Raw genomic sequence first — 18,591 nt, 5'->3', positions numbered from 1 at the left:
GCCCGCCATGGCCCTGACCCCCGCAGGCGGGCTGCGCCTCCACACCCAGCGGCTGCCGGGCCGCGACGGCGGCTCCACGGTCGTCTTCCTCCACGGCCTCGTGATGGACAATCTGTCGAGCTTCTACTGCACCCTCGCGGGCCCCGTCTCCCGCGCCGGCCATCAGGTGCTCCTCTACGACCAGCGCGGACACGGCCGCAGTGACCGCCCGCCCGGCGGCTACGACAGGGACACCGCGGTGGCCGATCTCGTCGCGCTGCTCGCCGCCCTCGGCCTCGACCGCCGGCCGGTCCATCTGGTCGGCAACAGCTACGGCGGGGTGCTCGCCCTGCACACCGCGCTCGTCCGCCCCGACCTGGTCGCCTCACTGGTGCTGATCGACGCCCAACTGACCGGCGACTGGGTCGAGAACATGACCGACACCCTCTCCGTCGCGGCCCTCGGCCTGGAACACCGCCGCCTGCCCGAGCAGCTCGCCGCGCTCGGCAGGCGCAAGGAGGCCCGGCTGACGGCCGGCGCCGACGCCCTGCTGAACCGCACCTCCCTGATCGAGGACATCGCGGCGGGCCCGGCCTTCACCGCCCGCGACTTCGCCCGGCTGCGCCGCCCGGTCCTGGCCGTCTACGGGGAGCACTCCGAACTCCTTCCCGGCGCGCGCGAACTCGCGGCCGGCGCGCCGGACTGCGAGCTGTGTGTGCTCCCGGGTGTGGGCCACACCGTGCTCAACGAAGCCACCGAGGGGCTCTGCGCCGCCGTGCTGGAACGGCTCGGCAGCCGGGCCGAGGCGGTGGCCCGATGAGAGTGCTGTTCGTCGTCCCGCCGCTGGTCGGCCACGTCAACCCCACGCTCGCCGTCGCCGCCGAACTCACCGCGCGCGGCCACCACGTCGCCTGGACCGGCCCCGCCGCGGCCCTTTCGCCCCTGCTCCCCGCGGGGGCTGTGCTGTACCCGGCGGGCGATGCCGGTGCGGGCGAGGGCACCGACGCACTGCACGGACGCTGGCGCGGTATGCGGGGCATCGCGGCCCTGCGCTTCCTGTGGGCGGAGGTCCTCCTGCCCCTCGCCCGCGCGATGCTGCCCGGTGTGCACGCCGCCGTCGAGGACTTCGCGCCCGACGTGGTGGTGGCCGACCAACAGGCCCTGGCCGGGCCGCTGGTGGCCCGTCGCCACGGTCTGCCCTGGGCGACCTCGGCGACCACGTCGGCCGAGTTCGCCCGGCCCTTCGACGGGGTGCCCAAAGTGGGGGAGTGGGTGGCGCAGCGCATCGCCGCCCTGCTCGCCGAATGCGGCGCGCCCAGCGGCTGGGACCCCCGCTTCTCCCCGCACCTCGTCCTGGTCTTCTCCACCCCCGCGCTCATCGGGGACGGCGGGCCGGCCGGCGACGGGGCGCGCCCGGGCGCACCGGCCGTCGGCGGAACGGGGCCCGCGGCCCGCCTCGTAGTGGGGCGTTACCCACCCCATTACGCCTTCGTCGGGCCCGCGTTCGGCGCCCGCCCGTCCGCCGGAGAATTCCCGTGGCACCGGCTGGACCCCGGGCGCGCACGGGTGCTGGTCTCCCTCGGCACCCTCAACCGCGAGGCGGGCGCCCGTTTCTACCCCGCGGTCCTGCGTGCCGCGGACGCCCTCGCGGACCGGGCGCAACTGATCCTGGCCGCCCCCCGGGAGTTCGCCGGGGCCGTGCCGCGGCACATGGTGCACCAGGAGTACGTCCCCCAGCTCGCCCTGCTGCCGCACCTCGACGCGGTGCTGTGCCACGGCGGCCACAACACCGTGTGCGAGGCGCTCGCCCACGGGCTGCCGCTGGTCGTGGCGCCCGTCCGCGACGACCAGCCGATCGTCGCCGGGCAGGTGGCCGGGGCCGGTGCGGGGGTGCGGGTGCGGTTCGGCCGGGCCCGCGCGGACGAGCTGCGACAGGCGCTGGCCGCCGTGCTGGACGGCCCGGCGCACCGTCGTGCGGCCCGCCGTATCCAGGCGTCCTTCGCCGAGGCGGGCGGCGCCCGCACCGCGGCCGACCGCCTGGAGAAGCTGACGCCCGTCGCCGCGGGCCCGGGCATCGCGCCCGGCCCCGGCACCCCGCCCGGCACCGCCCCCACCGAGACCGAGACCGAGAAGGGACCGTGAGCCCGATGACGCGAGCGCACCGTTCGGGAGCCCGCACGCGATGGGTGGCGGCCGCCGCCGTGACCGCCCTGGGAGCGGGCACCGTACGCGCCCGCCGCAGGCTCGCCGCGCTGCCCGTGCTCGACCCGGTCCCGGCCGGGGACCCCGCGCCGCAGCCGCTCCCCGGCTGGCACCTGATCACCGCGCCCGGGGTCACGGCCGACCCGGCGACCCTGCGCGCCGCGGCCGACCACGCCGTACGCGAGGGACTGCGCGTCGTGGACCTGGTCCCGGCGCGCCTGGACGCCGAGAGCACCCTCGGTCTGCTCCGGCTGCTCGACCCCGCGGCCCACCGCACCGACCGGTGCGCCCCGGGACACGGCGCGGGCCACGCCCTGCTGGTGGCCGACGACGTCCACCGGCGGGCCGGGCTCGACGCCGGGACACCGCCGCGGTCGGTGGCCGACGTGTTCCGCCTCGTCCGCACCCTCAAGGAGTACGCCCCCGACGCCACCGGCTGGGCCCTCGCCCCCGGTCTGACCGTGCCGCCGCCCGACCCCGCGCGGCACGCCGAGGAGCTCCGCGCCCGCGGCCTGCCGCCCGCCCTGTTGTCCGCCGCCCAGCTCGCCGGTCTCGCCCTGCTGGTGAAGTGCCTGGTCTCGGCACCGCGTTGGGGTGCCGCGGTGACCGCCCTGTACTGGCTGCAGCCCGCCGCCGTCCTGGGGCCGGCCCGGGGGCCGCGCCCCGCAGGCCTCGCCCGCGCGACGGCCGCCCGTCCGCTGCACGCCCTGTCGACCGCGCTGCGGACCCTCGCCACGCCCGCCGCCCAGGAGTCCGACCCTGTCGGTGAAGCGGCCCGCCGGGCCGCGTACGCCCGCGAACTCGCGGCCGGCACCGACCGGTTTTTCGAGCCCCGCCGCACGGACTGCCCCTGGTGCTCGGCGCCCGGCCCCGCCGTCCGCCTCCGCACGCCCGACCTGCTCCAGGGCAAGCCCGGCCGGTTCACCCTGGAGGAGTGCCGCCACTGCGGCCACACCTTCCAGAACCCCCGCCTCACCCCGGACGGACTCGACTTCTACTACCGCGACTTCTACGAAGGCCTCGGCGGTGACGGCGCCGCCCTGGTCCTGGGCCGGATGAACGGCACTTACCGCGACCGCGCCGAAATGCTCCGCCCCTTCACCACCCCCAGGGCCTGGCTCGACGTCGGAACCGCCGCCGCACACTTCTGCAACGCCGCCCGCTCCGTATGGCCCGACACCCGTTTCGACGGACTGGACATGGGCGAGGGGGTCCACGCCGCCGAACGCCGGGGCTGGATCGACACCGGCTACCAGGGCCAGTTCCCGGACCTCGCCGACCGGCTCACCGGCCGCTACGACACGGTGAGCATGCACCACTACCTCGAACACACCCGGGACCCCTTCGCCGAGCTCGACGCCGCGGTCAAGGTCCTGGCCCCCGGCGGCCATCTGCTCATCGAACTCCCCGACCCCGAATCCCGCGTCGGCCGGCTGCTCGGGCGCTACTGGCTGCCCTGGTTCCAGCCCCAGCACCAGCACCTCATCCCGGCCGGCAACCTCAAACAGGCCCTGACCGACCGGGGCTTCACCGTCCTCGCCGAACAGCAGGGCGCCGCCCACCAGCCCAACGGCGACTTCCTCGGCGCCGTCGCCCTCGCCGCGAACGGGCTCGCCCCCGACCCGCGCGCCCCCTGGGCCACCGTCCCCGACACCCCGGCCCGCCGCGCCGCCCGAAGCGCCGTACAGGCCATGGCGGTGCCCTGCTACGCCGCCGCGCTCGCCCTCGACGGCCTGCGCACCGCGGTGGCCCGGGTCACCGACGGCGGCAACGCCTACCGGCTGCTCGCCCGCAAGGAGCTGGGGTGAGCACGATGGACCTGGCCCGCCGCACCACGGCGGACCCGCTGCTGCGCCTGCTGTCGCACGCCTTCGCGACGACGTACCACCGCCCGCCCGAAGCGGTGTGGCGGGCCCCGTACGCCTTCCGGGTCAGTGCATCCGCCGTCCCGTCCGGCCCGCCGCGCACGGGTACGGGGCCCCCGGGCGACTGGTTCGCGGCGGCCGGCCATTACGTCGATGTGGCCGTCGCCCCGCGCGCCGACGGGATGCTGCGCTGCGCCTCGCTCAATCACCCGGCCGAGGACGCCGAACTGCCCCTCACCGGGCCGGCCGTCCGCGCCCCCGCCTGGGCTGCCCGCCCGTACGCCGCGCTGCGCACTCTCGCGGCCGCCGGATGCGGCCGGGGCGGCGCCGATCTGCAACTGAACGCCCCCCTGCCCGAGTCCGTGGGGCTGCCCGTCGCCGAACCGCTGGAGTGCGCGGTCGCCCTGGCGGTCGCGGACGCGCACGCCGGCCGGGGCGCGGGTGCCCCGACCCGCGCCCAGCTGGCGCGCCTCCTGGGCGCCGCCGTCCCCGGTGACAACGGGCTGCGCCGGGCCGTGCTCTTCGCCCGGGCCGGTCACCTGCTCGCGGCCGACGGCCGCACCCATCAGCCGCTGCGCACCCCTGAAGGCGCCGCGGACCCCTGCCTGCTGCTCCTGACGGCCCGTCCCGCCCCGGGCGAGGACCCCGATACGAGCAAGCCCGCCGCTGCCACCGCGGCGCCCGCTGGAACCGCGGCTCTCGCGGCCACCGCAACGCCCGCGGCCACCGGCTCCCGCTCGGCCACCGGCCTCGCCACCGCGGTCCGCGAAGCCCTGGGTGCCGGTGCGGTATCCGCCTGGTGGCCGGGCACCCGCCCGGGCCGCGGTGTGCTGCTGCTGGTGCCCGCGGACCGGCGCGCGGCCGTCCGCGCGGCCGCCGTCGAGGCGTTCCTCCGCTGTGACCTGCCCGTTCCCCGCGTACTGCGGATCACCCTCGCGGCCGCGGCCCGCCGCGAGGGCTGACGACCACGCACTCCGCACCCCGACAAGGAGCTCGGCACCCGGCAAGGACTCGGCACGGGCAAGGCCCCGACAGCCCGGGGCACGGAGGGAGACCTGATGACACGTACAGCGGTCGGTCTGCGCAGGGCACTCGTGGCGGTGCTCGGCGCGTTGGGCCTGATCGTCGCCGCCACCACCGCCGACGCCCACGCCGTCCCGACAGGCACCGCGGTCCACGGGGGCGGCACCCGCGCCGCGCTGCCGTCGTACGACCACGTCGTGATCGTCGTCTTCGAGAACAAGCAGTACGGCGAGATCATCGGCAACGGCGACGCCCCCTACCTCAACCAACTCGCCCAGAACGGCGCCGGCCTGACCGAGATGAAGGCGCTGACCCACCCCAGCCAGCCCAACTACTTCAACCTCTTCTCCGGCACCACCCAGGGGATCACCGGCGACGGCTGCTACACCGCGCAGTCGATGACCGCGCCCAACCTCGGCCAGGAACTGATCGCCGCCGGCAAGACCTTCGCCAGCTACAACGAGGGCCTGCCCGACGAGGGCTCCACGACCTGCTCCAGCGGCCGGTACGCCCAGAAACACAACCCCTGGTTCGCCTTCCGGAACGTGCCCCTGAACACCGGCCGGACCTTCGTCCAGTTCCCCAAGGACGACTTCACCCGGCTGCCCACCGTGTCCTTCGTCATCCCGGACATGTGCAACGACATGCACGACTGCGCCGTCGGCAGCGGCGACACCTGGCTCCGGAACAACCTGGACACGTACGCCCAGTGGGCCAAGGACCACAACAGCCTGCTGATGGTCACCTGGGACGAGGACAACTACTTCGGCTCCAACCGGATCGCGACCGTGTTCCACGGGGCCCATGTCCGGCAGGGCACCGTCAGCGGCGCCTACAACCACTACAGCCTGCTGCGGACGATCGAGGACATGTACGGCACCGGCCATGCGGGCAATGCCGCCACCGCCACCCCCGTCACCGGGGCGTTCGACACCGGTGGCACCGAGCCGCCCGGCGGCGACCTGAAGCTCTCCGCCCCCGGCCCGCAGACCTGCCGCTTCCTCCAGGACTGCACCGTCCAGCTCACCGCCACCGGGGGCACACCCCCGCTCACCTACCACGCCACCGGCCTGCCGCTGGGCCTGAGCGCCGACGCCGCCGGCCGGATCAGCGGCAGGCCCTGGCAGACCGGCACCTCGCAGATCACCGCCACCGTCACCGACACCCGCGGCGCCACGGCCACCGCCACCTTCCCGCTCACCGTCAACTGGTTCTGAGCACCCCCTGGCGCACCCTTCGCGGCATCCGTGACAGCAGAGCCGCGGACGCCGGGACGACAGCCGCAGTTGTAGCGGAGATCGTCTTCTGCACGGAGGAATCAGGAGGGGGCCCGATACCTTCTGGTGGCAACCCGAGCCGGGCATCCGATCGGCGGCATGTGATCGGCACCCGGCTCGCCTCGTCACCGTAAGAAGGCAAGCTCTTGGCTCCTCTCCGGCTCCACCGGCTCATACCGGCGTCCGTCGCCCTGACGACGGTGTGCGCGACGCTGCCGACCTCGGTCGCCTACGCCGCGGACACACCGCCCACCCCCCATCTGGACTCCATCGAGCGGTCGCTCCGCGAAACCTCCCCCGGCCTAGAAGGCTCGGTGTGGCAGCGCACCGACGGCAACCGGCTGGACGCCCCGGCCGACGACCCCTCGGGCTGGCTGCTGCAGACGCCCGGCTGCTGGGGCGACGCCGGCTGCAAGGACCGCGCGGGCACCCGGCGGCTGCTCGACAAGATGACCCGGAACATCGCCGACGCGCGGCGCACCGTGGACGTCTCCTCGCTGGCGCCGTTCCCCAACGGCGGGTTCGAGGACGCCCTCGTCGACGGCCTCAAGGCGTCCGTCGAGGCGGGCCACTCTCCCCGGGTGCGCATCCTGGTCGGTGCCGCGCCGGTCTACCACCTCAATGTGGTGCCGTCCCGCTACCGGAACGAACTGATCGACAGGCTCGGGGAGGCGGCGGAGAAGGTCACGCTCAACGTCGCCTCGATGACCACGTCCAAGACGTCGCTCTCCTGGAATCACTCCAAGCTCGTTGTGGTCGACGGGAAGACGGCCATCACGGGCGGGATCAACGGCTGGAAGGACGACTACCTCGACACTGCCCACCCGGTGTCGGATGTGGACATGGCGCTCAGCGGGCCGGCCGCCCGCTCGGCGGGGAAGTACCTCGACACGCTGTGGGGCTGGACCTGCCGGAACGCGTCCGACCCGGCCAAGGTGTGGCTCGCCACGTCGAACGGCGCCTCCTGCATGCCGTCGCTGGAGAAAGACACGGAGCAGGCAGCCGCCGCCCCCGCCGAACCCGCCGGGGACGTCCCCGTCATCGCGGTCGGCGGTCTCGGCGTGGGCATCAAGGAATCCGACCCCTCCTCCGGCTACCACCCCGACCTGCCCACGGCCCCGGACACCAAGTGCACGGTGGGGCTGCACGACAACACCAACGCCGACCGCGACTACGACACGGTCAACCCCGAGGAGAACGCGCTGCGTTCGCTCATCGCGAGCGCCCGCAGCCACGTCGAGATCTCGCAGCAGGACCTCAACGGCACCTGCCCGCCGTTGCCGCGCTACGACATCCGGACCTACGACACCCTCGCGGGCAAGCTGGCCGCCGGGGTGAAGGTGCGCATCGTCGTCAGCGATCCCGCCAACCGCGGAGCCGTCGGCAGCGGGGGCTACTCCCAGATCAAGTCCCTGGACGAGATCAGCGACACCCTCCGCAAGCGTCTCGTGGCCCTCACCGGCGACAACGAGAAGGCGTCGCGGGCGATGTGCGGCAACCTGCAGCTCGCCCCGTTCCGCAGCTCCGACAGCGGCACCTGGGCCGACGGCAAGCCGTACGCCCTGCACCACAAGCTGGTGTCGGTGGACGACTCGGCGTTCTACATCGGTTCGAAGAACCTCTACCCGGCCTGGCTGCAGGACTTCGGCTACATCGTCGAGAGCCCGGCCGCGGCGAAGCAGCTCAAGACCGAACTGCTCGACCCGGAGTGGAAGTACTCCCAGCGGGCGGCGATCACCCCGGCCGGGTGCTCCGGCCGCGGGACGGGCTGACCTCCCGGGCGGGGAGAGCAGCTCCGGCCCCGTTACGACCCCGGGCGCCGACCGCGTGAAGCGGCTGCGAACGGCCGAGGCCACCCCCATGGTGCGGGGGTGGCCTCGGCCGTCTCGCCCGTCGTGACCGGGCCGGCGGTGCCGTCAGCGGCGCCGCACCAGCGGGAACGGCAGCGTCTCGCGGATCGACAGCCCGGTGAGGAACATGACCAGCCGGTCCACGCCGATGCCCAGACCGCCGGTCGGCGGCATCGCGTACTCCAGGGCCTGCAGGAAGTCCTCGTCCAGCTCCATCGCCTCCGGGTCACCGCCGGCCGCCAGCAGCGACTGGGCGGTGAGCCGCCGCCGCTGCTCCACCGGGTCGGTCAGCTCCGAGTAGGCGGTGCCCAGTTCGGTGCCGAACGCGACCAGGTCCCAGCGCTCGGCGAGCCGCGGGTCCCGCCGGTGCTGACGGGTCAGCGGCGAGACATCGGTGGGGAAGTCCTTGTAGAACGTGGGGAGCTGGGTGCGCTCCTCCACCAGCCGCTCGTACATCTCCAGCACGATGTCGCCGCGCCCCATCTCCGGCTTCACCGGCACCGACGAGGCATGGCACAGCCGCCGCAGCGCATCCGGTCCGGTGTCCGCGTCGACCTCCTCGCCGAGCGCCTCGGAGATCGCGCCGTAGACCGTCTTCACCGGCCAGATCCCGGAGATGTCGTGCTCGACCAGCCGGCCCTTCTCGTCCGCCTTACGGGCGGTGGCGCTGCCGAACGCGGCGATCGCCGCGCTCTGGATCAGCTCCCGGGTCAGATCGAGCATCACGTCGTAGTCGGCGAACGCCTGGTACGCCTCCAGCATCGTGAACTCGGGGTTGTGCTTGTAGGAGATGCCCTCGTTGCGGAAGGTCCGCCCCATCTCGAAGACCTTCTCCATACCGCCCACGCACAGCCGCTTGAGGTACAGCTCCGGCGCGATGCGCAGGTACAGATCGAGGTCGTAGGCGTTGATGTGGGTGTGGAACGGGCGGGCGTTGGCGCCACCGTGGATCTGCTGCAGCATCGGCGTCTCGACCTCGAGGTAGCCGCGCTCGATCAGACCCTGGCGCAGCGCCTGGACGGCCGTGCTGCGTGCCCGTACGTTGTCCCGCGCGTCCGGCGAGACGACCAGGTCCACATACCGCTGGCGGACCTTGGCCTCCGGGTCGGACAGACCACGCCGCTTGTCCGGCAGCGGGCGCAGGCACTTGGCCGTCAGCCGCCACCCGGTCACGAACACCGTCGGCTCACCGCGGTCGCTGGCGCCGACCTCGCCCGTCGCCTCGACGTGGTCACCGAGGTCGATGTCCGTACCGAAGCGCTCCAGCAGCTCCTTGCCGCTGCCGTCCCGGGTCAGCGCGATCTGCAGATCGCCCGACCAGTCCCGCAGCACCGCGAAGAGCACACCGCCGTGGTCACGGGTGAGCAGCACCCGCCCGGCGATGCTGACGCTCTTTCCGGTCCGCTCGCCGGGCGTCAGGTCCGGGAACTCGTCGCGGACCTCGCCCAGGGTGTGCGTACGCTCCACGCCCACCGGATACGGGTCGGTGCCGGCCTCCCGCAGCCGCTCCAGCTTCCGGTGGCGCACCCGCACCTGCTCGGGCAGCGCCGCCAGTTCCCGCTCGTGCAGCTCCTCCTCGGTGGCCGGTCCGGTCTGCACCAGGCCGAGCTCGTCCAGCGACGGCAGGCCCGCGGTGCTGGCCGGGGCCAGCACCCGCTTCTGGTGGCCCTTGCCCCACAGCTTGCCCAGGCTCGGCACCGCCACGAAGCCCTCGGCGATACCGGAGGCCAGACCGATGCGGGCCAGCGCACCGGCGTCCGCGTAGCACAGGAACCGCGGGTACCACTCCGGGTTGTACTTCGCGTTGGAACGGTAGAGCGCCTCCAGCTGCCACCACTTGGAGAAGAACAGCAGCAGCTTGCGCCAGAACTTCAGCACCGGCCCGGCACCGATCCGGGCGCCCTCCTCGAAGGCGGACCGGAACACCGCGAAGTTCAGCGAGACCCGGCGCACGCCCATGGCCCCGGCCTGGCCGCACAGCCGGGCCACCATGAACTCCATGACGCCGTTGGGCGCGGTGCGGTCGCGGCGCATGACGTCCAGCGAGATGCCGTCCTTGCCCCACGGCACGAAGGACAGCAGCGCGATCATGTTGCCGTCGCCGTCGAACGCCTCGGCCAGCAGGCAGTCCCCGTCCTCCGGGTCGCCCAGCCGGTCCAGCGCCATCGAGAACCCGCGCTCGGTCTCGGTGTCCCGCCAGGCGTCCGCCCGGTGGATGACTTCCTGCATCTCCTCGTCGGTCAGCGCGGAGTGGCGCCGCACGCGGAAGGTCGCGCCGGTCCGCTCGACGCGGTTGACGGCCTGGCGGGTCACCCGCATCTCCCGGCCGTCGAGGTCGAAGTCCTTCACATGCAGGATCGCCTCGTCGCCGAGCTGCAGCGCCCCGAGGCCGCTGCGCGCGAACGCCTTGGCGCCGCTCTCGCTGGCGCCCATGACGGCGGGCTGCCAGCCGTACCGCCCGGCGACCTCCAGCCATGCCTCGATGGCCTGCGTCCACGCCTCCCGGTCACCGACCGGGTCACCGCTGGCCAGACAGACGCCGGCCTCGACGCGGTAGGTGACGGCGGCCTTGCCGCTGGGGGAGAAGACCACGGCCTTGTCGCGGCGGGAGGCGAAGTAGCCGAGCGAGTCCTGGCTGCCGTAGCGGTCCAGCAGCGCCCGGATGCGGGCCTCTTCGTCGCCGTGCAGCGCGGCTTCCATGCGCTGCGAACGGAACAGGGTGGCCGCGGCGTTGAGCAGGGCCAGCGCACCGAGCAGCCCGAGGACGGCGCTGGTCCAGTGCGGCGGATGGCCCTCGATCAGCCGGCCGCCGACGAGTCCGCCGCAGACGCGGTTGGCGGCCCACAGCAGCCGGTTGGCGGCGCCGGGCTCCAGCGTGCCGGGGGCCAGCGACACCAGTCCCCAGCCGATCAGCACCGCCGCGGCGAGCCCGCCGATCAGCACCAGGATCGCGCGCAGGAACGCGCCGCGCCGGGTGATGGCATAGAACTCCCGGTGCGAGACGAGCAGCAGCACCAGCGCCCCGGCGCAGAGCACCAGGGAGAAGGCGTACTCCCAGTAGCCCCCGGCCAGGAACAGCGCGTCGGCCAGGGTGACCAGCACCATGTAGGTCACCACGAACCACAGCGCCACCTGTTTGCGCGCGGTCATCGCCGCGGCCAGGAGGAAGAGGAACACCGCGTAGGCGAAGTTCGGCACCACCGGGATGGTGAGCGTGTCCAGCCAGTAGATCACCGGGTGGAGTCCGCGCCGGAGGGGCCCGATCAGCGCCATCAGGGCACAGAAGAGCCCCAACAGGCTGAAGATGATGGCGAAGCCATTGGGGACGCGGCGCCGGAAGCGCTGCCACCCCGTGAGTTGATCCTGGTCCTGCACGGTGCTCATTCCGTCACACTAGGCTCTGAAAGGGTTCAGCTGCTCGACGCGCGGGCGCTGGTCTGCTGCCATGGGGATCAGCCGACATGCCAGTCTCCGATCCCGATGGCCCTGTTGTCTTCCCCTCGTACGGAGGGTGCGGCGACCTCTAAGGGGTCACCCATGTGGACCTTGCCACAAACCTGTCGCATGTCCGAGTCGGTGCATCTCCGGCCGATGGTGAAGTTCAGGTCATAGTCGTTGGCGAAGTAGCGGCCGCCGCCGGAGTCCACCCCGCCGAGATCCGCCCGGAGCGTGACCTCGGTACCGGGCTTCCAGGGCCCGGCCGGACGCCAGTCCACCCGGTCGCCACCGCTGCCGTCCTCGCCCCAGTCCCACGACCCGCTCATCCGGCCGTCGGCGCTGAGGCTCAGCCGCCGTTCCACCGCGGCCCGGTCGGTCACCGGGAAGTTGAAGAGGATCCTGAGGGGCCGGCCGGCGTCGGTCACCGCGCCCGGTGAGCGGGGATCGAGCATCAAGGTGTTGAGCCTGGACGCCTTCGCCGTGGTCAGCGACTCCTTGGCCGCACCGACACCGCCCTGTGCGTTCCTGGTCCTGGCGACGACGGAGTACTTGGTGTCCGGCGCGGCTTTCGCCCGGGAGGTCCAGCTCCTCCCGTCGCGGCCCAGCCCGCCGGGCAGCGGCCGTCCCCGGGGATCGGTGACCCGCACCTCGGTCAGCACCCCGCCCCGCGCGGTCACCTGCAGGCGGTCGCCGGCCTGGACGGTCCGGGTCCCGCTCGCCGCCCCCAGCGCCACCTTCACCGGATCGCCCTGCGGCTCCGCGCTGCCCCCGCACGCGGAGAGCGTGCCCATGCCGATCACCGGGACCAGTGCGAGCACGGCACGCCGCGGCCGGAAGGGCCGTCGGCGGCGGGGGAGGGGCTGGCTCATGTCGGGGGCTTCCGTCTGCGGTGCGGGGTGGGCGGCGCTGTCGGCCGCTAAGACGGCGGATCGCCACACTCCGTTGCAGGGAGTGACGTGATCCACGACACAGTCGGCGACGGGTCGCGGGGGTGCGGGGCGAGTCGTGCGCCGACGCTCGCCGCTTGCGGTGATATGGGTGATTCGTTCCGTGTGGTCGGTGAGGGCAGGTGAGGCGTGGGTCGGCGCCGGCCGGCCGACGGCGGAGGTGCCCGCCTCGCTCCCGGATCGATGGGCTTACCGCCCCCCGGTCCGCGGTCGGTCCGCCGTGCCTCGCCCCCGCCCGCCGGTGACCCGCAGTGATCACCTGATCGGAGCACCCGGACGAGAAGCTGACATACCCCGAAATACGCCAAACTGGCCACCCCTTGCTGCCCGTTCGGGCGGCAGCTGAGGAGGTGTGCGTCCCATGGCCATTTCCATCTCGGTCGTACTGCTGCTGGTGATCCTGACCGTGATCTTCCTGCGCAGCGGCAAGCTCAAGATCTCGCACGCCCTGGTGTGCGCACTGCTCGGCTTCTACCTGGCGAACAGCAGTCTCGCCCCGGACATCCACCAGGGGCTGTCCGGCGCCGCCGACGTGGTGAGCAGCGTGCGCCCGTGACGGTGCCGGCCCGCGGCCGGGCGCCGTCGGCGGCCGCCCGGACGCTCACCCCGAGGAGAACACGCCGATCGCATTGGGCACCGGCCGCTCTGCCCCGCCCGACGGATGGTTGCGGACCGTCGCCCCGTACGCGTCGCCCGTGACCAGCGTCGAGGACCCGCCGCCGTCCAGGTCCATGGCGTCCCGTGCACCCAACTCGGCCATCAGATCCGCCAGTTCGCGCACCGTCAGCCCGGTCTGCCCCGGGGCCCCGTCCAGCGCCATGAGATACAGCAGCCGCCCGCCGTCCCCGATCCCCGCGGAGGTACGCACCGCCACCGCGACGGTGTCCAGGCCGGCCACCGGCTCGTCGTCCCGCACGATCGGGAAGCCGCCCACCGCGAACCGCAGGGGGGTGGGGCTCCGGCCCACGAGGCGGGGGGCGAGGTGCACCGGTTCACCGATGTCCAGCGCGCGCAGCTGCCGCGCCCCTTCCTCCCGCCCCACCAGCACCACGCTGTCCGACGGCACCCCGCCGGCGCCCGGAGCGTCCTCCACCGCCGTCACCCGGCCGCGCCGGACGGTCACCTCCGCGGTGTCCGTACTGCACGGCGCCGCCCGGTCGGTGTCCGTGCCGCAGGTGGCGCGCACCCGGGACGCCGGGCCCCACTGCGGGGTGTAGGCGCCGATGCCGCCGACCGGCAGCGCGTACTGGTTCAGCCCGCGCAGGGGCAGCGCCCCCTCGGCGGTCAGCACCGCGCCGCGCAGCGTGAGCCGGTCCAGCCGGGCCCGGTGGTCGTAGCCGACGCCGATGACGTCCTCGGTGGTCGCGCCCGGCGGCATGACCGGCCCGAACCGCTGGCCGTCGGGCACCGCGCCCTTCAGCTGCCGCCCCGAGGCCACCGCCGGACCGACCGACGCGCCGGTCGCCTCGACACCCGGGTGCTGGGTCTCGGTGATGTTGAAGAAATCGCCGTTGACGGCCCCCACCGCACCGCGGTCGGCGGCCAGTTGGGACACCGGCGACCGTGCGCCGACCGCCCCCGGGTAGAGCAGATCGACCGAGACCCGCGGATCGGCCAGATCGACGGTGAGCAGATGCCCGTGCGCGATGCCGCGCGGCAGCGTCATCCGGAACTCGCCGTACGCCACGCCGGGCGCCACCGGCCTGGTAGGGGAGCGGTGGAGCGTGGTGCCCGCGGCCGTGGCCGGTGCCCCGCCCGCCATCCCTCCGCCGGCCAGCACCCCCCACGCCACCAGCACCGTCAGCATCGCGCGCACTCGACCGAATCGCCGCTTCACGATCCCCCCTGACGTCGTGCCAACTGTCCCAGGTGTCGAAGACGTTCACTATGGCCCGGAGATGTCATGAATGCGTAGACCCGCGGAACGTCCGTCGTGTCGCTCGGCGTCGCCCTCGTCACGGGCGTCACCGCGCCCGCCTCCCGGGCGCCCATGGAGGCCGAGCGCGTGCGCCGTGCTTTCTGCGACAGCCGCCCGGAGCCGGGTCATCCGGATCTCCGCCAGGACGCCTCGTCGACCAGCTGCAGATAGCGCGCCCAGTCCCAGAACTCACCGGGGTCGGTGTGGTCGGTGCCGGGCACCTCGACATGGCCGATGATGTGCTCGCGGTCCTTGGGAATCCGGTAGCGGTCGCAGATGGCGGCGGTCAGACGGGCGGACCGCTGGTAGAGCGGGTCGGTGAACCACGTCGGGTCGTCGATCCAGCCCTCGTGCTCGATGCCGATGCTGCGGGTGTTGTAGTCCCAGTTCCCGGCGTGCCAGGCGACGTCGTGTTCGCGGACGCACTGTGCGAGCGCGCCGTCGGCGGACCGTACGACGTAGTGCGCGGCCGCCTTGTGCTTGGGGTCCTGGAACAGCTTGAGGGTGTCCGCGTAGGTCTCCTGGGTCACATGCACCACGACCAGCTCGACCGGGTACTTCGTCGGGCGGCGGGCGGCGGTGAAGTTGGACGGGCTGGCCGGAATCCAGCGGTGCGGGGGGTAGGCCCCGCCGCGCGGAGCCTGGCGGTGGGGAGCGGCACCGGCCCTGGCCGCGGTGAGGGGAGCGAATGCGGCGGACGCGGCGAGCGCGGCCGCACCGGTGAGCAGGCGACGGCGGTCGGGCTCCATATGAACTCCTGACAAGGACCGTGGGGGCATGGTCGCGTACATGTCACACACCTGCGGTGCGTTCATGATGCGCAACAGGGCACGCCCTGCCAAGGGAATGGCCGTTCTGCCAATGGCTCGACCAAAGGCGGCAACGGCGCAGGTCAGGAGAGCGGAGATACCTGATCGGACGTCACTCGGGTGCCACGCCCACGGCCTTGCCGGCTTCGTGGGCGTGGCACCCGGATCGCGGGCTCCCGCCGGTCAGTGACCGATCTCTACGTCCTCCAGGATGCCCAGGGCGTCCGGCACCAGCACCGCCGCCGAATAGTAGGCGCTGACCAGGTAATTGATGACGGCCTGGTCATTGATCCCCATGAAGCGCACCGACAGTCCCGGCTGGTACTCGTCCGGGATGCCGGTCTGGTGCAGCCCCACCACGCCCTGGTTCTCCTCGCCGACCCGCAGCGCCAGAATCGAGCTGGTCTGGTCCGGCGTGACCGGGATCTTGTTGCAGGGCAGCAGCGGGATGCCCCGCCAGGCGCGGACCGCCGTGCCCTCGCACTCCGCCGTGGTGGGGTAGAGCCCCCGGGCGTTCCACTCCCGCCCGATCGCGGCGATGGTGCGCGGATGGGCCAGCAGGAACTGGGTCTTGCGGCGCCGGGAGATCAGCTCGTCCAGGTCGTCGGGGGTCGGCGGCCCGCTGCGGGTGTGGATGCGCTGCTTGAGGTCGGCGTTGTGCAGCAGCCCGAACTCGGGGTTGTTGACCATCTCGTGTTCCTGGCGCTCGCGCAGCGCCTCCACGGTCAGCCGCAGCTGCTGGTCCAGCTGGTTCATCGGGTCGTTGTAGAGGTCGGCGACCCGTGAGTGGACCTTCAACACGGTCTGGGCCACGCTGAGTTCGTACTCCCGCGGCGCCAGGTCGTAGTCGACGAAGGTGCCCGGCAGGGCCGGCTCACCGACATGGCCCGCGGCCAGCTCGATGGCCGCCTCGCCGTGCTTGTTCTGGGCCGGCACCAGCGCCGCACGGAACTCCTCCAGGTGGGTGCGCAGCGACTCCGACCGGCCCAGCACCTCTTCGAGGTCGCTGCGGTAGAGGGTCAGCGCGGTCACCCGGGTCACCGCCCGCACGGAGTGCTCCCACTCCGCGTCCGGTGTCAGCAGCGCCGCGGCCCCGACGGCGTCACCGTCGGCCAGTCCCCCCAGCACCGTTTCGTCGCCGTACTTGCCGGCACCGATGCGGTCGAGCTTGCCGTGGGCGATCAGGATGACGCGGTCCGTGGGCGCGCCGGTCCGGGCGAGCACCTCACCCGGCGCGAACTCCCGCTGGACGAACCGGTCCGCCAGCGCCTCCAGCGTCGCGGCGTCGGTGAATCCGCGCAGCGGTGCCAGCTCCCGCAACTCCGCCGGGATCACCCGGACGTCGGAGCCGGTCGAGGTGAACTCGATCCGGCCGTCACCGAGGGTGTGGGTGAGGCGCCGGTTGACGCGGTACGTACCGCCGGAGACCTGCGTCCAGGGCAGGATGCGCAGCAGCCAGCGGGAGGAGATCCCCTGCATCTGCGGCATGGTCTTGGTCGTGGTCGCCAGCTTGCGGGCGGCCGCGGTGTCCAGGCTGGACCTGCCGTGGCCCTGCTCGATCGCGGACGACTGCGGGCCGGACGTCGGATCCACCGATGTGGTCATGGAGAAAGCTCACCTGTTCTTGTCGGTGCGTGCTGTGCTGTGTGTGCGATGTCGGCGCATGCGTACGGCCGGCGCGGCCGGGCGGGGACACGGACCGTTCCCCGGGCGCGCCGTGACCTTCCGCGGGCCGTTCAGTGGCCGATCTGTACGTCGTCGAGAACGCCCAGCGCATCGGGCACGAGAATGGCCGCCGAATAGTAGGCGCTGACGAGATACTTGAGTACGGCCCGGTCGTCGAGACCCATGTAACGCACCGAGAGGCTCGGTTCGTATTCGTCGGGAATTCCGGTCTGGTGCAGACCGACCACGCCCTGCTTTTCCTCGCCCGTGCGCAGCAGCAGAATCGAACTCGTCCGCTCCTTCGTCACCGGAATCTTGTTGCACGGGAAAATCGGCACCCCGCGCCAGGAGGGCAGCGAATGCCCCATGAAATCGACCGCGGTCGGATACAGTCCGCGGGCGCTGCACTCCCGGCCGATCGCGGCGATCGTGAGGGGATGGGCGAGCAGGAAGCCCGGGTCCTTCCACACCGTCGCCAGCAGGTCGTCGAGGTCGTCCGGGGTGGGCGGGCCGGTGCGGGTGCGGATGCGCTGCTTGAGGTCGGCGTTGTGCAGCAGCCCGAATCCGGGGTTGTTGATCATCTCGTGTTCCTGGCGCTCGCGCAGCGCCTGGACGGTCAGCTTCAGCTGCTCCTCGACCTGGTTCATCGGGTCGCTGTAGAGGTCGCCGACGCGGCTGTGGGCGCGCAACACCGTCTGCGCGACGCTGAGTTCGTACTCCCGCGGCGTCAGGTCGTAGTCGACGAAGGTGCCGGGGAGGGACGGCTCGCCGTGGTGCCCCGAGGCGACGGAGACCGCCGATTCCCCCGTGGCGTTCGTCGGCTGCGCGGCGTCCTGTCCGGCCGCCGCCAGATGGTCGCGCAGTTCGGGGGAGCGGTCGAGGATCTCCCGGACGGCCTGCCGGGGCAGCGCCATCACGGTCACCCGGGTCACCGCGCGATAGCTGAACTCCCAGCTCCCCTCGGGGTCGGTGAGCGGCGCGTCGCCGAGGTGGTCACCGCCGGCCAGCGCTTCGAGCACCGACTCCTCGCCGTATTTGCCGGTACCGATGCGGTCCACCCGGCCGTGTGCGATCAGCACCAGCCGGTCGCCCGGCGTACCGGCCTCGGCGATGAGTTCACCGGGCGCGTAGTCCTGCTGGGTGAACCGGTCGCCGAGCGCGGACAGTACCTCGGTATCGGTGAATTCCCGCAGGGCCGGCAGCTCGCGCAGCTCCTCGGGGATGATCGAGACATCGCTGCCGCTGATATCGAAATCGATGCGCCCGTCGCCGAGGGTGTACGTCAGCCGGCGGTTCACCCGGTAGGTGCCACCGGACACCTGCACCCAGGGCAGCAGTCGCAGCAGCCAGCGGGAAGTGATGCCCTGCATCTGCGGCGCGGTCTTGGTGGTGGTCGCCAAATTCCGCGCGGCGGTGGTACTCAGACTGGAATTCTGGGCTTCTTCCGCACTGCCGTGCAGCGATTCGTCGGCAATCGTCACTATGCCACCTATCTCTCCGAAGGGTGCTGTGCGGACCGCCTCGAAACCCCCTCCAAGGCAGCTCCGCGGCAACCCGCCGAACCGACGGTAGTCGTGCTGTTTTTATCGGCACAATCGCTCGATGGGGTGGCATGGAA

At 72.7% G+C, this 18,591-nt stretch carries 13 protein-coding genes; 7 read left to right on the top strand and 6 right to left on the bottom strand.

Features of this window, described 5'->3' with window-relative positions; all coding sequences use genetic code 11:
- Positions 1–7 precede the first annotated feature (7 nt).
- The 6 genes from Scani_RS13700 (at position 8) to Scani_RS13675 (ending at position 8,118) form a co-directional block, all read left to right on the top strand.
- Positions 8–799, top strand: a complete 792-nt coding sequence (locus tag Scani_RS13700) for an alpha/beta fold hydrolase (protein ID WP_159474417.1) — start codon at positions 8–10, stop codon at positions 797–799.
- Positions 796–2,121, top strand: coding sequence for a nucleotide disphospho-sugar-binding domain-containing protein (locus Scani_RS13695; RefSeq protein ID WP_167538080.1), 1,326 nt, complete (start codon positions 796–798; stop codon positions 2,119–2,121). The genes Scani_RS13700 and Scani_RS13695 overlap by 4 nt, the downstream gene beginning before the upstream one ends.
- A gap of 5 nt (positions 2,122–2,126) precedes the next feature.
- Complete coding sequence (locus tag Scani_RS13690; RefSeq protein ID WP_246295771.1) at positions 2,127–3,989, top strand: class I SAM-dependent methyltransferase; 1,863 nt, start codon at positions 2,127–2,129, stop codon at positions 3,987–3,989.
- A gap of 5 nt (positions 3,990–3,994) precedes the next feature.
- On the top strand, positions 3,995–5,008 hold the full coding sequence (locus Scani_RS13685) for a galactokinase (RefSeq protein WP_159475949.1): 1,014 nt from the start codon (positions 3,995–3,997) through the stop codon (positions 5,006–5,008).
- 96 nt (positions 5,009–5,104) lie between these two features.
- Positions 5,105–6,286, top strand: a complete 1,182-nt coding sequence (locus Scani_RS13680; protein ID WP_159474415.1) for an alkaline phosphatase family protein — start codon at positions 5,105–5,107, stop codon at positions 6,284–6,286.
- A 206-nt stretch (positions 6,287–6,492) separates the two neighbouring features.
- On the top strand, positions 6,493–8,118 hold the full coding sequence (locus Scani_RS13675) for a phospholipase D-like domain-containing protein (protein WP_246295768.1): 1,626 nt from the start codon (positions 6,493–6,495) through the stop codon (positions 8,116–8,118).
- A gap of 144 nt (positions 8,119–8,262) precedes the next feature.
- Here the strand turns inward: Scani_RS13675 and lysX are convergent, their stop codons facing one another.
- Both lysX and Scani_RS13665 read right to left on the bottom strand, forming a co-directional pair.
- Entirely contained in the window at positions 8,263–11,580 is a 3,318-nt protein-coding gene (gene lysX / locus Scani_RS13670; protein ID WP_159474413.1) for a bifunctional lysylphosphatidylglycerol synthetase/lysine--tRNA ligase LysX, read from the bottom strand.
- Positions 11,581–11,648: 68 nt separating this feature from the next.
- The gene (locus tag Scani_RS13665; RefSeq protein ID WP_159474412.1) at positions 11,649–12,503 is read right to left on the bottom strand and encodes an Ig-like domain-containing protein; all 855 of its coding nucleotides are present in this window, start codon (positions 12,501–12,503) and stop codon (positions 11,649–11,651) included.
- 439 nt (positions 12,504–12,942) lie between these two features.
- On the opposite strand from Scani_RS13665, the gene Scani_RS13660 reads away from it, so the two are divergent.
- A complete protein-coding gene (locus tag Scani_RS13660) occupies positions 12,943–13,137 on the top strand; it encodes a hypothetical protein (protein ID WP_030088015.1) in 195 nt (64 codons plus the stop codon).
- A 45-nt stretch (positions 13,138–13,182) separates the two neighbouring features.
- Here Scani_RS13660 and Scani_RS13655 read toward each other — a convergent pair whose 3' ends face one another.
- The 4 genes from Scani_RS13655 to Scani_RS13640 all read right to left on the bottom strand — a co-directional run bounded on the left by Scani_RS13655 (position 13,183) and on the right by Scani_RS13640 (position 18,457).
- A complete protein-coding gene (locus tag Scani_RS13655) occupies positions 13,183–14,388 on the bottom strand; it encodes a phosphodiester glycosidase family protein (RefSeq protein WP_167538099.1) in 1,206 nt (401 codons plus the stop codon).
- Between the two features lie 236 nt (positions 14,389–14,624).
- The gene (locus Scani_RS13650) at positions 14,625–15,248 is read right to left on the bottom strand and encodes an N-acetylmuramoyl-L-alanine amidase (protein WP_159474409.1); all 624 of its coding nucleotides are present in this window, start codon (positions 15,246–15,248) and stop codon (positions 14,625–14,627) included.
- A gap of 243 nt (positions 15,249–15,491) precedes the next feature.
- Positions 15,492–16,913, bottom strand: coding sequence for a family 2B encapsulin nanocompartment shell protein (locus tag Scani_RS13645; RefSeq protein WP_159474406.1), 1,422 nt, complete (start codon positions 16,911–16,913; stop codon positions 15,492–15,494).
- A gap of 131 nt (positions 16,914–17,044) precedes the next feature.
- Complete coding sequence (locus Scani_RS13640) at positions 17,045–18,457, bottom strand: family 2B encapsulin nanocompartment shell protein (protein WP_159475940.1); 1,413 nt, start codon at positions 18,455–18,457, stop codon at positions 17,045–17,047.
- Positions 18,458–18,591 lie beyond the last annotated feature (134 nt).

Origin of the sequence: Streptomyces caniferus (genome assembly GCF_009811555.1) — a bacterium.
Taxonomy (GTDB): Bacteria; Actinomycetota; Actinomycetes; order Streptomycetales; family Streptomycetaceae; genus Streptomyces; species Streptomyces caniferus.
The sequence above is the reverse complement of the archived record's forward strand: the minus strand, read 5'-3'. Positions and strand labels throughout refer to the sequence as shown.

Excerpts from the sequence above, each read along its gene's own strand:
- Scani_RS13700 (WP_159474417.1), top strand. The coding sequence starts at position 8 with ATGGCCCTGACCCCCGCAGGCGGGCTGCGCCTCCACACCCAGCGGCTG.
- Scani_RS13695 (WP_167538080.1), top strand. The coding sequence starts at position 796 with ATGAGAGTGCTGTTCGTCGTCCCGCCGCTGGTCGGCCACGTCAACCCC.
- Scani_RS13690 (WP_246295771.1), top strand. The coding sequence starts at position 2,127 with ATGACGCGAGCGCACCGTTCGGGAGCCCGCACGCGATGGGTGGCGGCC.
- Scani_RS13685 (WP_159475949.1), top strand. The coding sequence starts at position 3,995 with ATGGACCTGGCCCGCCGCACCACGGCGGACCCGCTGCTGCGCCTGCTG.
- Scani_RS13680 (WP_159474415.1), top strand. The coding sequence starts at position 5,105 with ATGACACGTACAGCGGTCGGTCTGCGCAGGGCACTCGTGGCGGTGCTC.
- lysX (WP_159474413.1), bottom strand. The coding sequence starts at position 11,580 with ATGAGCACCGTGCAGGACCAGGATCAACTCACGGGGTGGCAGCGCTTC.
- Scani_RS13665 (WP_159474412.1), bottom strand. The coding sequence starts at position 12,503 with ATGAGCCAGCCCCTCCCCCGCCGCCGACGGCCCTTCCGGCCGCGGCGT.
- Scani_RS13660 (WP_030088015.1), top strand. The coding sequence starts at position 12,943 with ATGGCCATTTCCATCTCGGTCGTACTGCTGCTGGTGATCCTGACCGTG.
- Scani_RS13655 (WP_167538099.1), bottom strand. The coding sequence starts at position 14,388 with ATGCTGACGGTGCTGGTGGCGTGGGGGGTGCTGGCCGGCGGAGGGATG.
- Scani_RS13650 (WP_159474409.1), bottom strand. The coding sequence starts at position 15,248 with ATGGAGCCCGACCGCCGTCGCCTGCTCACCGGTGCGGCCGCGCTCGCC.
- Scani_RS13645 (WP_159474406.1), bottom strand. The coding sequence starts at position 16,913 with ATGACCACATCGGTGGATCCGACGTCCGGCCCGCAGTCGTCCGCGATC.